At 31.5% G+C, this 14,767-nt stretch carries 11 protein-coding genes and 2 pseudogenes; 6 read left to right on the top strand and 7 right to left on the bottom strand.

The window, feature by feature from the left end:
• Positions 1-41 precede the first annotated feature (41 nt).
• Positions 42-629, bottom strand: a complete 588-nt coding sequence (locus CVIC12175_RS02435) for a class II aldolase and adducin N-terminal domain-containing protein (RefSeq protein ID WP_086246757.1) — start codon at positions 627-629, stop codon at positions 42-44.
• Between the two features lie 111 nt (positions 630-740).
• Here CVIC12175_RS02435 and rsmH point away from each other — a divergent pair, with 111 nt between their 5' ends.
• From rsmH to CVIC12175_RS02420, 3 genes are read left to right on the top strand one after another with little or no spacing between them, the layout of a single operon-like run.
• Complete coding sequence (gene rsmH, locus CVIC12175_RS02430) at positions 741-1,664, top strand: 16S rRNA (cytosine(1402)-N(4))-methyltransferase RsmH (RefSeq protein WP_086302470.1); 924 nt, start codon at positions 741-743, stop codon at positions 1,662-1,664.
• On the top strand, positions 1,661-1,942 hold the full coding sequence (locus tag CVIC12175_RS02425; protein WP_086302471.1) for a hypothetical protein: 282 nt from the start codon (positions 1,661-1,663) through the stop codon (positions 1,940-1,942). Before rsmH ends, CVIC12175_RS02425 begins: the two co-directional genes overlap by 4 nt.
• Positions 1,942-3,891 (top strand): FUSC family protein, encoded by a 1,950-nt coding sequence (locus CVIC12175_RS02420; RefSeq protein WP_086302472.1) that lies wholly within the window; start codon positions 1,942-1,944, stop codon positions 3,889-3,891. The genes CVIC12175_RS02425 and CVIC12175_RS02420 overlap by 1 nt, the downstream gene beginning before the upstream one ends.
• On the opposite strand, the gene CVIC12175_RS02415 is transcribed toward CVIC12175_RS02420, so the two are convergent.
• Complete coding sequence (locus CVIC12175_RS02415) at positions 3,877-4,389, bottom strand: hypothetical protein (RefSeq protein ID WP_086248551.1); 513 nt, start codon at positions 4,387-4,389, stop codon at positions 3,877-3,879. The two genes, CVIC12175_RS02420 and CVIC12175_RS02415, sit on opposite strands and share 15 nt — an antisense overlap.
• A 92-nt stretch (positions 4,390-4,481) precedes the next feature.
• On the opposite strand from CVIC12175_RS02415, the gene CVIC12175_RS02410 reads away from it, so the two are divergent.
• Positions 4,482-5,354 (top strand): D-amino acid aminotransferase, encoded by an 873-nt coding sequence (locus CVIC12175_RS02410; protein ID WP_086302473.1) that lies wholly within the window; start codon positions 4,482-4,484, stop codon positions 5,352-5,354.
• Between the two features lie 42 nt (positions 5,355-5,396).
• On the opposite strand, the gene CVIC12175_RS02405 is transcribed toward CVIC12175_RS02410, so the two are convergent.
• Positions 5,397-5,669, bottom strand: coding sequence for a metal/formaldehyde-sensitive transcriptional repressor (locus CVIC12175_RS02405; RefSeq protein WP_086224842.1), 273 nt, complete (start codon positions 5,667-5,669; stop codon positions 5,397-5,399).
• Positions 5,670-5,775: 106 nt separating this feature from the next.
• Positions 5,776-6,443, bottom strand: a pseudogene (locus CVIC12175_RS02400) (IS1595 family transposase).
• Positions 6,444-6,598: 155 nt separating this feature from the next.
• On the opposite strand from CVIC12175_RS02400, the gene CVIC12175_RS02395 reads away from it, so the two are divergent.
• Positions 6,599-11,017, top strand: a complete 4,419-nt coding sequence (locus CVIC12175_RS02395; RefSeq protein WP_086315823.1) for a S6 family peptidase — start codon at positions 6,599-6,601, stop codon at positions 11,015-11,017.
• A gap of 66 nt (positions 11,018-11,083) precedes the next feature.
• Here CVIC12175_RS02395 and CVIC12175_RS02390 read toward each other — a convergent pair.
• Positions 11,084-11,751: pseudogene (locus CVIC12175_RS02390) on the bottom strand (IS1595 family transposase).
• Positions 11,752-11,783: 32 nt separating this feature from the next.
• Between CVIC12175_RS02390 and dmeF the strand changes: the two are divergent.
• Positions 11,784-12,677 (top strand): CDF family Co(II)/Ni(II) efflux transporter DmeF, encoded by an 894-nt coding sequence (dmeF, locus tag CVIC12175_RS02385; RefSeq protein ID WP_141083176.1) that lies wholly within the window; start codon positions 11,784-11,786, stop codon positions 12,675-12,677.
• Between the two features lie 395 nt (positions 12,678-13,072).
• On the opposite strand, the gene CVIC12175_RS02380 is transcribed toward dmeF, so the two are convergent.
• On the bottom strand, positions 13,073-13,432 hold the full coding sequence (locus tag CVIC12175_RS02380) for a hypothetical protein (RefSeq protein WP_086302475.1): 360 nt from the start codon (positions 13,430-13,432) through the stop codon (positions 13,073-13,075).
• Positions 13,433-13,751: 319 nt separating this feature from the next.
• Entirely contained in the window at positions 13,752-14,765 is a 1,014-nt protein-coding gene (gene msrB / locus CVIC12175_RS02375) for a peptide-methionine (R)-S-oxide reductase MsrB (protein ID WP_086257422.1), read from the bottom strand.
• Positions 14,766-14,767: the final 2 nt, after the last annotated feature.

Raw genomic sequence — 14,767 nt, 5'->3', positions numbered from 1 at the left:
CCTTAAAATCAGCCTTTAAAATCAAATTTATCAAATTAAATTTAAGTTAAATTACCACTAAACCCATTTGATAGATTTAATAGCTTGCAACTATTTTCTAGTAAAGCTATTGTTTTGGCTAAATCATGAGCTGTTCGCTCATAAACATAAACACCATAACCTTTTATAACTACTATATTTGTTTGCTTTTCTATCATATGGCGGCAAATTTCAGATGGTGCGCGCTCATACCAATCATCAAAACGCTTTGGATCATATATAAAAATATTTCCAAATTTCATATAACCAAAATAATCCTTAGGCTCAAAAAACGAGTGATTAATACTATATGATGTTAAAAATGGCGGCATAGAGTAGCAAACATATTTAGCCTCAGCTATATTTTTATAAATATTAAGATGAATATCAGCATCTATACTAGCATCATTCCATCTATAATCTTTTTTGGAATACAATAGCGTTAAATCACTATCACTAAGCCCATCAAAAATTGCATCTTTTTTATTTATTACAAATTGATTATGCTCTATTCTAGCTGAAATTGAACCATGGAAAATACCTAAAAAATTCTTTTTAAACATCGAAGATGATATCTTCTTAATCTCGCTTATTGAGTATTCTATATTCATAATTATTCCTAAATTCTTACACAAAATTACTTGCATTATACCAAAATATAAGGCTCTATTCATTAAATTTGTGGTAAAATTTTTACCAAATTTTAGTAAAAAGGCAATCTCTTGAATCCTGTGCATATTCCTGTTTTACTCCATGAAGTTATTGACGCCTTTAAAGATATTAATAGTGGTGTGATTTTAGACTGTACGCTAGGCTATGGTGGCCACTCAAAAGCACTACTAGATGCTTTGCCAAATATTAAAATAATAGCTTGCGACCAAGATGATATGGCTATAAAATATTGCCAAGATAAATTTAAAGATTATAAAGATAGAATCAAAATCTATAAAAGCAACTTTAATCAAATCATTAAGCAAATTCCGCAAGAAGATATAAGAGCAATCCTAGCTGATATCGGTGTTAGCTCACTTCAACTAGATCTTAATGAGCGTGGCTTTGCACTTAAAAGCGATAATTTAGATATGAGAATGGATAAAGAAAACCCACTTGATGCTAAAACCATAGTAAATAGCTATAGCCAAGATGAGCTTCAAAGGATATTTATAGAATATGGTGAGTTGCCAAATGCTAAATCCATAGCTCAAAAAATCATAAACACAAGAGAAAATAAAGAGATAATCTCATGTAAAGAGTTAGTCCAAATAATAGGAAACTCAAATTTACAAAATCGCTCAGTAAGTATCGCTACGCTAGTATTTCAAGCTATAAGAATCGAGGTAAATAAAGAGCTAGATGTCTTAAAAGAGCTACTAAATTCAATCCAAAACTCTCAAATAGATAATGCTAAATTAGCAATTATTAGCTTTCATTCGCTTGAAGATAGAATAATAAAAGATAAATTTAAAAAATGGCAATCTAGCTGTATCTGCCCACCTAAGGCGATGCGTTGTGAGTGTGGCAACAATCATGCAATTGGCAAAATTATAACCAAAAAACCAATTACCCCAACTGCTGATGAGATAAAATCAAATTCAAGATCAAGTTGCTCTAAGATGAGAATCTTTAATATTAAGAGGCAAAAATGACAGATAAAGAAAATCTGCTACAACAAAATACTAAAAGAATCAAAAAAGAGAATAATTTAAGCTTTAAGGGACTTTTGATTGGTTATGCAATTTTATTTATCATCTTAGCTATAGCCTTGCCTAAAGTATATTTTAGTAATGAAATTTACTACACTAGCAAGGATATTGCTGAGCTAAAAAGCAAGTTAAATGTATTAAAAGAGGAGCATAAACTTCTAAAACAAGACCTAGAGTTTATCAGATATAAAAATCAAATAATTGATAATATGAGCGACTGATGCATCAGATTGCTAAATTTTTTAATCACTACGATCCAGCTTGGTTTTCGCTAAGCTTTTCTATCAAAGCTACTATATCTATATTAGTATGCGGAGCTACTGGATATTATATCGGTGGATTTTTAGGTATGCTATATGCAGCCAATTCATCTATGATTATATTTTTTCTAACTTCACTTGAAGGCAATATAAAACAAAAAATTGGCTATTTTACACTATATATTATCCTTGGCGTATGCGCAATTTTATTTGTTAGTACGCTTTTTAGCTTTCATCTGTTGTTTTGTTTTTTTACACTTATTTGGATGATGTTTGTAGGCTTTAGCACTCTTTTTAATGCAAATTTAAATAAAATTCTAACTATAGTAAATGCTACTGGGCTTCTTACTATCATTGCTTCAAACCAATCTAGCTGGAATCTTGCAAACTCTTTAGAAAGCTTTATAGCTGGGAGTATAATTGCTATTGCTTTTAGGCTTACACGCTTTGGCACATATGGTAAATTTACTAAAAAATCTTGCACAATGGTGCTTGATGATTTAATTAATATGAGTCAAAATATTAGTGATAAGGAGTTTTTAAATTTAGCCAAACAGTGCAATGAGCACATTAGTCAAATCAAAAAGGTCTTTGCCAATAAAAGCTCAACCATAAAAGATGAACGCCTAATCATACACCACTCCAAGGCTATATTTTATCTATATAAATTAGAAGATATTTATCATCTACTTGTTGCTATGCAAAGATACTTTAAATCTATAAAAAATCCAAATTTATTAAACGCTCTAAATAGCGAAATTACAAACAATTTAATTCAATTAAAAAATATATTTATAGATAAAAACAGCATATTAAAAATAGATGCTCTTAAATTGGCTAGGCAGAGCGATTATGAGATTTTTAAGGCATCTTTAGAGGTTCTATACTCCAAATTTGAACTAATAAAAGATGGCGGCGAGGACAAAATCACACTAGAATACAAAAAACAAAAAAGCCTAAAAGAGATACTAAAAGATATAACTCTACACAATCCAACTATACAAAACTCCTTACGCTTAGCTATTGGTGTAAGCATTGCTATTATCATTGCTAGTTTTGGTGATGTGCATAATGGAGTTTGGATAGCTATTGGCGTAATAAGCATGAGTAAAGATAGCTCATATATGACAAAAATAGCTGGAATTGCAAACATAAAAGGCGCTATAATAGGTATTGCTTTAGCATCTATTTTAATTCACTTAATAACCAATGAGAGTATATTTGCCATATTTTGCGTGATATCGATTTTTTTAGCCTTTTATCTTAAAAGCTTTCCACCAACATATGCTATGGCAGCTTTTATGTGTGCATTTGCTATGGTATATTCTCTTATTTTAGGTAATGCAATAAGCGTAGTATATATTAGAATTATTGATATTTTAATAGGCTTTATAGTTTCATTTGGCGTAGCTTTTGTGCTATTTCGCCACACTAATGAGATTATACTAAGTCATACATATATAAAGCTTTTACCTAAATTTAAAAACCTTAGCAGTAGTATTCTTGAAAGCAGTTTTAACACCCAACAAAATGTAATACTAAATAATCTAACAAAATATCACAACACAATCACCCAAAGCGATAGAAGCAAAGAGATAAAAAGATATCTAGAAATCTACAAAAATCTACAAGATATTAGCTCTCTTCTTAGCAATCTTAAAGCCTATACCGATTTACTTAATAAATCAACCAAACTAAACATAGTCAAAGATGCACTAATCTCAGATATAAACATAATCTCAACAAGATTTGAAATGATAGAAAAAAGAGTAAATAAACTTCCATACTATTTTTATGATAATATGGAAGATAGAATCCTAAGCCAAGATAAGCAGATTAAATTTCTACTCTTAGAGATTGCTAAAAGACAAGATAAGATGATATCTCAAAGCGATCTACTTATTAGATGATATGCTATGAACTAACTTATCTAAAACATACTTTTCTAAATCCTTGCGTGAGACTTCGTGCTTCATAGCCTCATTATAGATTATCTCAATTTTTTGTGAATACTTCTCATAAGGAAAGTATGGAAAATGCACCTTCCACGCATCACGAATCAGCTCAAGACTAATTAGCCTTCTAGTCCAAATTCTAAAATAATCAAACCCAATAAACACACAAGCAGTCAAAATCACTGTAATAATAACAGATATATGCAAATCAGCTTCAAACTTGCTAAACAATATATGCAAAATCCACACAAGTAACGCCAAAACAACAAAGCAAAGCAGAGCATAAATAGCATAAAATCTACGATTTCTATAACGGAAATTTAGCTTAGCAGGATCAATTAGCATGCCCTCATTATACAGACAATTAGCCTCTAAAAGATCACGAAAAAGCACTGGCTGCTTAGATACGACAAATAGATTTTTAAATATAAATTGTTTAATTTTTTCCATCATTCTCATACTTTTTTAAAAATTTAAATTCTGCATTATATCTAAAAATTAGTCAAAAACTGATAAAATATCTCAAATTTAAAAAAGGAGCATAGATGGCAGTATTAATATCGATGCAAAAGGTCTTTTTAAATGGTGATTTTATAGACAAAGATAGTGCTAAAATCAGCATATTTGATCGTGGATTTATCTTTGGAGATGGAATTTATGAGGTTATACCAGTAATTAATGGTGTAATGGTAGAAAAGCAAGGCTTTTGGGATAGATTTAAACGTAGCTTAAGCGAAATTGATCTTAGCTTGCCATATTCTACAAATGAATTTGAAACTATATTAAATAGATTAATACAAATAAACTCACTCCAAGAAGGAGGATTATATATCCAAATTACTCGTGGAGTTGCTCAAAGGGATTTTAGCTTTGTAAGCAATATAACGCCAACAGTTATGGCATTTGCCTTTAGTGATAGCATCTTAGAACATCCAGGGGCAAAAAGCGGAATTACTATAATCTCAACTCCAGATATCAGATGGAAAAGACGAGATATAAAGTCTATCTCTCTACTAGGCCAATGCTATGCTAAAAATCAAGCCACAATAGCTGGAGCTGATGAGTGCTTTATGGTAGAAGATGGATATGTAACTGAGGCTGGCAGTAGCAGTGCATTTATCATAAAAGATGGTGTGCTTATTACCAAGCCGCTATCTAATGAAATTTTGCCAGGAATTAGACGCCAAAGATTATTAAATTTAGCAAAAGAGATCGGATTAAAAATAGAAGAACGAAAATTTAGTATGGATGAAGTCTATAATGCAGATGAGTGCTTTATCAGTGCTGCTACTATAATATTATTACCTGTGATAAAAGCAGATGGTAAGGCTATAAATGGCGGCAAAATCGGAGAATATACAATTAAGCTTAGAGAGTTATATAAAGAGATTTTAAAAGCTCAAGCTAAAATGATTTAAGAGAATTTAAAGAGTAAAATAGATTATTTTGCTCTTTAATAATTATTTAAAAAAACTCTTTAAAAGCGAAGTTAAATTTGCTATCTCTTGCTCTCTTTGCTCTTGGCTAACGCTATTTCCAAGATGCTCTTTGATATGCCCGTCCAAGACTTCTGCCATTAAAGATGTTATAGCGCCTCTTGCGGCACTAATTTGCTGAAGTACTTTAAAGCAATCTTTCTCATCTTCTAAGGCCTTTTCTAAGGCTGAAATTTGCCCTTTTATCTTTTTAATACGCAAAAGAAGCTTATCTTTATTTGCTACTATGTGAGCCATAATTTTCCTTTATTTTTTATAAGTTATACTGGGATATAGTATCATAATATTTTTAAAAAGGGTTAAATATGAGTAATAATATTGGGTCTAGACTAGCATACTTTCATTAAAATTCTTTTTTAAGTATATTATACATTGTTTTCTCATCTTTTCTCCATCTAAATTCACACTCTTTCAAATGTAGTTCAAAATTAACCCTTACGCCATTAAATTTAGCTAGTCTTCTTTTGGCAAAACCCCAGAAACTCTCTATGCCATTTATATGGATATAACTATCTCTTGAGAACTCATTTTTGGAGTGATTTACTCTAAAATGTTTGTCATAACCTACATCAACTAGACCATCAGATCCACGCCAACCATCAGTATAAATTATACTCTCAGGACTAATCTTTTGTCTTATAATGCCCTGAAGTGTGGCTTTTGATGCATCTTCAACTATTTCAGTAAAAACTTCGCCATTTCTTTTAAATATACCAAACACTGGTTGTTTATCAGTGCCTCTACTTTTTTCTTGATATGGCTACCTTTGATTCTAGTAGCTCCAAAATAACTCTCATCTAACTCAATATGACCTATGATGGTATCAAATTTATTCATCTGATATTTATAAATAAAATCTCTAAATTTAAGATAGTATTTATTTACGGTATTGCGATTTATAGCTAACATTTTAGATGTTGTAGTAGCATTTAAATCTAAACAAAAACAAAAAAGAATTTTTCTTATTTTATATTTGCTCAAAGGCTGATTATTTGGTTGTTTTATAAGCATTATTATACCATAATGCTAGTCTAGACCCTATACATTTAAAATTCTAAAAATTTCACACATTTGTTATTTTATATTTATGTGCTTTTTATTAAAGAAATAATTAACTTTATTTATGTTACAATCGCTAAATTTTAATAATCAAAAAAGGATACAAATTGATAAAAATTCATAATAAAATAGGTCTTTCCATAGCCCTATCAAGCGTCTTAGTAACCTGCAACTACGCACAAATTATGTATCTTGACAAGAACTATTATAGAGATTTTATAGACCTTGGACAAAACAAGGGTGTTTTTAGCACACCTAATCAAAGTGTGAATCTAAAACAAAAAGATGGCAATACATTTACATTTGCTAAAATTCCAGACCAATCAGCAAGAAGCAATCACGGAGCCGTAACCTCACTTGGTAGAAACTACGTTACAACCGCAAAGCACTTAGAGCGAATTTTTGAGGGCAAAAACACCTCTGAATTAAAAGGCAAATTTGATTTAACAACCTATAACTTTTTATCAGGACAACAAAACACAACGGATACTAAAAAACAATATGGGCGTGATACTATATTTTTACGCACGGATAAATATATAGTTGAGGGTGAGATTGACCCATTAGAGATTGACGGCTTAGAGGTTTCTACTAAAATTACTGACTATCAATCAGCACAAAAAAACATCAAACTTTTAGATGAATACATAAAAAATATACAAAAAAGCGACGCAAATCCAAATGATAATAATGTCGATGTTTATCAAGCTGGAACTGGAACGCTTGGTTTTAGACGTGGCAATGGTGGGCAAGAGGCAAGAAATCTGCAAAATTCCACAAGAGGTGGTGGCATTAACTACATTTCATTAAATAACATATCTAGCTACAAGCAAGGCAGAAACAACGCAAATGGTCTTGAAAACGGCATAGTGCTAAATGTATATCAAAATAAAAATTTTGAAAACACCCCAAGCACTGGCGATAGTGGCTCTGGATTATTTGTTTATGATACAACAAAAAATAAATGGGTTTTGGTTGGTGTTGTTTCAATGGGTTCAAGCACAACTGAATACTCAATCGTTACTAAAACAGACTTTGATGATTATAAAAAACAATATGAAAACGAAATTTCAAAAAGTTCGATAGAAAATACCGACCTTAAAAAAGACAAAGATAATATTGTTAGCAACTCAGTTGGTGGCACTATTACGCTAAATAGTGAATTAGACCTTGGCACCGGTGGCATAGTCGTAAAACAAGGGAACTGGTCTTTAAAAAGCGATCCGGCTAACACTGGAAAGATAAAAAATATCGCTGGTTTTGATATACAAAATGGCTCTTTAAATTTAGAAGTAGCTTCTTTGGTTGATATTCACAAAATAGGCAGTGGAGTGCTAAATGTAAGCAGCACAAATGAAAATTTAAGACTTGGAAATGGAGAGGTTATTCTTAAAAATGCAAATGCTTTTAAGAAAATTTATATCACCAGTGGGCGTGGCACATTAAAGCTAGATGCCGACAATATAGACTTAAACGATAAAATTTTCTTTTCAAATGGTGGTGGAAAGCTTGATTTAAACGGCAAATCACAAACTTTTAGCAACGTTTCAGCAAATGCAAATAACGCTAAAATCATCAATTCATCAAGTACAAAATCAACACTAACGATAAAAAACGATGATAAAGATAAAATTTTTCACGCAAGTATCGGAGAAAGCGGTCAAAACAATCAAATCGATATAACCACAAATGGCTCAAAAGTGCTTGTTTTTGACGGTGGTTTTGATATAAATGGCAAATTTAGTGCAAATGGTGGCACTATCGTATTACAAGGTCATCCGACAACTCACGCACTTGGCGATAACTCTGAAAACAAAGATCCAAGCGATGTTAGATACAAAGGCAGAAAAAATATAGAGATAATAAAATCCGTCGAAACACAGCCTGATTATATGGATTTAACCAGACCTTCGACCCTAGCTCAACCTGACTGGGACACAAGAAAATTTGAAGCAAAAGAGGGCATAGAAGTAACCAATACAAAACTACACGTGGGACGAAACGCCGAAGTTACAGCAAACATCACGGCAAACCAAAGCTCAGAGGTTGTCTTTGGTGGCGACCAAATAAAACACTACATCGATAAATTTGACGGAGCAAATACCACAGGCGATGGCTTTACCCACCAGCAAGAAATAAGCTCTGAGGTACTAAAAGAGCAAAACAGAGCCGATGATACCATTAAATTTAATGGTGCTATTACTGCCACTAATCAATCAAAAATCACATCAAACGCTAAGAATTTTAACCCAACATCAATCACACTAAAAAATCAATCAAGTCTAAATGCAAGTGATCTTGAAATTTCAGATAAAAGTAGCATAAAATTAGAAAATTACTCAACAGCCGTCGTAAAAAATCTAAATATAAATGGCGATAATTCACGCATAAAAAAAGACGACACTTCGCATTTTCAAGCAGAGAGTTTTACTCTAACAGAAGCAAAGAATTTTCAGATAGATAATATCTTAAAAGGCTCAAAAATCGACAAAACAAAGATAATAAACTCAAATGCCAATGGCTCAGATATCAGCAACACAAACTTAGAGCTTGAAAAATCAACCCTAACGCTAACTGGCAAACTAGAACTTAGCAATCAAGCAAGCAATCTTTACATGAATGGTGGTGAGCTAAAGTTAAAAGACTTAACAACTCAACATACTACCAAAGTAGATATAACCGCTAAAAATGGTGCGAAAATAGCAACTGATAATGAAATTTCATTTTCAAACGCTACCAAAATGACAGCTAATATAAATTTAGACAATGCCGAGCTAAAAGCTAGCACAATTAAGAGCGAAAACACTGAGCTAACTATCAATAAAACTGATAAATCAAAATTTGACATCACAACATTACAAGCACTTAAAAACTCAAATGTAATGATAAATAGTAACGATGAGTTAGAATTTAACTTAGACGCACAAAATGGCTCAAACATCACGCTAAACAAACACAAGCTAACTAACGCAAATACGCTAAAATCAGACGAAAGTTCATACTTAAATTTTGGCACTCTAACGTATGACGCAAGCAATCACAACAATATAAAAGATGTGGATGCAAATGTAAGAATCACAAACTTACTTGACATAAAAACCGATAAAAACGCAAGAGAAGTAAATAGAGCAGAGATTGACTTTAAGAAAATTTTAGAGCTTTCAAGCGGTTCAAGAGTGCAAATAGACTTCTCAAAATTTATACAAAAAGATGACGTAACCACCGATCCTAACAAAGAGTATGAAATTCTAAAAGCTGGCACGCTTACAAACAACGGCGTAACCTTTAAAGCTATCGACCCAAATGGACTTTTTAGTACATTTGAGGTAAAAGATAACAAGCTTTATGTTAAATTTAGCGAGCGAAATTTAAAGGATGTCAACGAACTAAGCAAAGCAACCGGACTAACTAACCAAAATGATAAGAAAATTTTATCTGCTATTTTAAGCTCAACATCAAGTAGTGATCAAGATATGATAGATAATGCCGCTAGAAGTGGAAATGTAAAAGCACTTAAAGAGCGTGTAAAAAAGATAGAGGGCGACCTAAAAGCAATGGCCCAAAACACGGTTATTTTAAACACAAAAGCACTTTATGCAAATAATGAGATGATAAGCACAAGGCTTTCGCAACTTAACTATTTTAGAGCAAATGCCGATATCAGCCAGTTTAAACTTGCAGGACTTGAAAGCGATATCCAACCTAGCCTAAAACTTGTGCTTGACGCAATGGAGCAACAAAGGCTAAAAAATAACTTTTGGGCAAATATAAATGGCGGATACTTTAAAGAAAAAGATACAAATGGTGAACTGAAATTTCACGGAGCAAATTTTGGTTATGATCAAAATATCGAAGGCACAGAACTTACACTTGGCTTAATGATGGGCTTTACTAAGTCAAATTATGAAGCTAGAAATTTTAAAGATGACTCAAAAATTTACAATTTTGGTGCCTATTCATTCTATAATGGCGAAAAATTTGAAATACAAAACAATCTAAATCTAGCTTTCATTAGAGGCGACCGCTACATTGCAGACTCACAAAAAGCAAACGTAAAATCAACTGGCTTACTTTCAAGCAACTACTTAAAATATAAAATTGATCTTAAAGATGATACAAATTTCAAACACACACTTAAACCACTTGTAGTGCTTGACCTTGGGTTAAATGGAATAAAAGGCTTTAATAATAATGAGTATAAACAAAAAGATTTTAACGACTTCAATGTTGGTGTGGGCATTGGTGCGGAGTATGCTATCAGCTCACAAAGCTCATCTTATGCAGCCCAATTTATCGCAAAACAAAATATCTATCACTCAAAAGATAAAGCATTTGTAACGCTAAATAACTCAAATGAATACATCGGCTATGATATAAATAAAAACAACCTAAACTTTAAACTAAATCTACTAGGTCAAAAAAAGCTTAATGAAAATTTTGCTCTTGCTTATGAAGTAGGTGGTATGGTAGATAAAAATGGCAATCACGGCGTGAGTGGTGGCCTAAAACTAGAATACAAATTTTAAAATTCTTTTAATCTTGGTAGAAATTTTTACCAAGAATACTCTTGGGTCTAGACTAGCATACTTTCATTAAAATTCTTTTTTAAGTATATTATACATTGTTTTCTCATCTTTTCTCCATCTAAATTCACACTCTTTCAAATGTAGTTCAAAATTAACCCTTACGCCATTAAATTTAGCTAGTCTTCTTTTGGCAAAACCCCAGAAACTCTCTATGCCATTTATATGGATATAACTATCTCTTGAGAACTCATTTTTGGAGTGATTTACTCTAAAATGTTTGTCATAACCTACATCAACTAGACCATCAGATCCACGCCAACCATCAGTATAAATTATACTCTCAGGACTAATCTTTTGTCTTATAATGCCCTGAAGTGTGGCTTTTGATGCATCTTCAACTATTTCAGTAAAAACTTCGCCATTTCTTTTAAATATACCAAACACTGGTTGTTTATCAGTGCCTCTACTTTTTTCTTGATATGGCTACCTTTGATTCTAGTAGCTCCAAAATAACTCTCATCTAACTCAATATGACCTATGATGGTATCAAATTTATTCATCTGATATTTATAAATAAAATCTCTAAATTTAAGATAGTATTTATTTACGGTATTGCGATTTATAGCTAACATTTTAGATGTTGTAGTAGCATTTAAATCTAAACAAAAACAAAAAAGAATTTTTCTTATTTTATATTTGCTCAAAGGCTGATTATTTGGTTGTTTTATAAGCATTATTATACCATAATGCTAGTCTAGACCCTAATATTTTAAATTTTTCACATAATCACAATTTTCACTCAGCTAATCTTACCGCCAAGAAAAACACGCTATATGCGATGATAATCACAATATCTATGATGATAGCTGAAATTATAGGCGGTATATACTTTAACTCTATGGCGTTACTAGCCGATGGTTGGCATATGAGCTCTCACGCATTAGCACTTGGACTAGCGTATTTTGCTTATATTATGTCAAATAGATATAAAAGCGATGCTAGATTTAGTTTTGGTACCTATAAGATGGAAATTCTAGCTAGTTACACTAGTGCCTTGTCGCTTTTAGTGATTGCGTTTTTGATGATTTATCACTCTATTTTAAAGTTTATAAATCCAGAATCCATAGCATATAAAGAGGCAATTTTAATAGCTATTATCGGACTTATAGTGAATTTAATCTGTGCTTGGCTATTAAGGTCTAGCCACGATCATCATCATAATCACCATCATCATCACGATGATTTGAATTTAAAAGCTGCTTATATACATGTCCTTACTGATGCGCTTACTTCTATTTTGGCTATTGTGGCTTTGGGATTTGGGTTGCTTTTTGGAGCTGATTTTTTAGATCCACTTATGGGGATTATTGGCGCTATTTTGGTATTAGTGTGGGCTATAGGGCTATTAAGACAATCGGGCAAAATACTACTTGATGCTAATATGAATGAGCCAATAATTAGCAAAGTGGTAGATATTTTACGCCTATTTAGAAGTGATATAGAAATCAAAGATCTACATCTTCTAAAAGTAGCAAATGACAAATACACTTGTATAATCTCTCTAAATTCCATTGATCCAATTGATATAAATCTTATCAAAAAAGAGCTATCAAAGCACGAAGAGCTAGTTCATATAATAGTGGAAATATATCCAAAATAAGAGTTAATTATAACAGATAATTCTATCTTACTATGTAAAATTTATATATCCCTATTAAGTATTTTTTTAAGTATAGGAGGAATGGTAAAATTATTCTTAATTTTAATAACAAGGAGAAAATATGAACAAAATTTTAGCTATTATATTATTTACTAGTGTTTGCTTTGGTTGGAGCGGATATGACTGGGAAAATCACTCATATGTAGATATAGAAAAAAGGCAATAAAGTCCGCTCTGGTAGTGAGATAGAGATATTTGACTACAAAGATAGTAGTTATAAAAATGTAGACGTTTTAGGCATAAATAGAGACATTGGTGGTTCAACTGAAATAGAAATTTAGACCACAGCGATAATAGCTATAGAATATTAGAAATGAGTAGATGATACAAATATTTTATTTAAACCTATAAAAATAAAGTAATTTAATAAAAAGCACCATAATGGAAATAGCAAGATGAAGAATAATAACTCTTGTTTGCGTGTGGCTAATGTGTATGTTTTGCAAAAATTTAACCCTTAGAGTATGGGGTTTCATCGCTATTATTTTATGTTTTACTTTTATGTTTGTTGGTAGGTTTGAGAACTTATTTTTAATTAGTATTGTAATGCCTATCATTACTTTGCCTATATGGATTATAACTTTGGCTATTTTACGATATGGTTTTAAGAAAAGTATAACGACAGGCATAGCATTCAACGCTTTTAGTTTTGCTATTTGGTATGCCCTTAATCTATTTTTAAATATTTTTGCCATTATTATTTGTTCTATTGGCTATCTTATTAATCTTAAAAAGAGTAAAGATTTTCCCCTTATTTACTACGCTATGCACCAGCTACTAGAGCTACTTTATGTATATTCATAATTGGGAAAATGTCGCAAACATATTAGAAATTCTAATTTTATATAAAATTAGAATTTAGATAAGTATCTATTAATTTTAAAGATTTATTTATAATTTTAATTAGATTTTCTATTAAACTCACGCTATTTTAATATAAAATACTTAAAAGCAAGTATTTTATAGTAAATTTAAAATAAAAATGGGAGATTGTATCTCCCATAAAAATTTTAATTATTTAACATAAATTTTATATTCAGAATAGCCTCTTTTATCCATCTCATCATAAGGAATAAACTCCAAAGAGGCTCCATTAATACAATATCTAAGCCCTCCTTTATCAATTGGCCCATCATCAAATACATGGCCTAAATGGCTACCGCTTTGTCTAGATGTAACCTCAATACGCTCCATTCCATGACTTAAATCCCTATGATAACTAGCCGCATCAGTTGTAATTGGCTTTGTAAAGCTAGGCCACCCACATCCAGCATCATATTTATCGCTAGAGCTAAAAAGCGGTTTTTTACTTACAATATCTACATATATACCACGCTCATCAAATTTATCATACTGACTACTATATGGTCGCTCAGTGGCCTTTTCTTGTGTTACTTTAAATGCTAAATCGCTTAATTTTTCTTTTAATTCAGATAGGCTTGGAATTTTAAATTTGCTTTCATCATATAATGGTTTGCTAGCCAAATTTAGATCAATATGGCAATAACCATTTGGGTTTTTATCTAAATATTTTTGGTGATACTCTTCTGCTTTTATATAATTCTTAAGTGGCTCTATCTCAACTGCAATTGGTTTAGTAAATTTAGCTTGCTTTCGACTGATAAAATCCTCTATAACACTCTTTAGCTTATCATCACTATAATATATACCAGTGCGATACTGTCTGCCTATATCATTGCCTTGTTTATTGATAGAAAACGGATCAATAATACGAAAATAATGCTCTAAAATTTCATTAATATCAACTCTATTAGCATCAAATTTAAGCCTAACAACTTCTGCGTGATCTGTACGAGCAATCTGATTATAGCTAGTTTGGTCGCTTATGCCATTAGCATAACCTACTTCGCTATATACCACTCCATTAATAAGATCAAAATATCCCTGAGTCCCCCAAAAGCACCCACCTCCTAGATAGATCTCTGTTAAATTTTCCATACTATTGCCTTTTGGATTGGCCATTAATGTAAGTGCGGCCAATATCATTGTAATTATATATTTTATCATTA

The organism is Campylobacter vicugnae (assembly GCF_002139875.1).
In the GTDB taxonomy this organism is placed as follows: domain Bacteria; phylum Campylobacterota; class Campylobacteria; order Campylobacterales; family Campylobacteraceae; genus Campylobacter; species Campylobacter vicugnae.
This window is presented reverse-complemented; position numbering and strand designations above follow the sequence as displayed.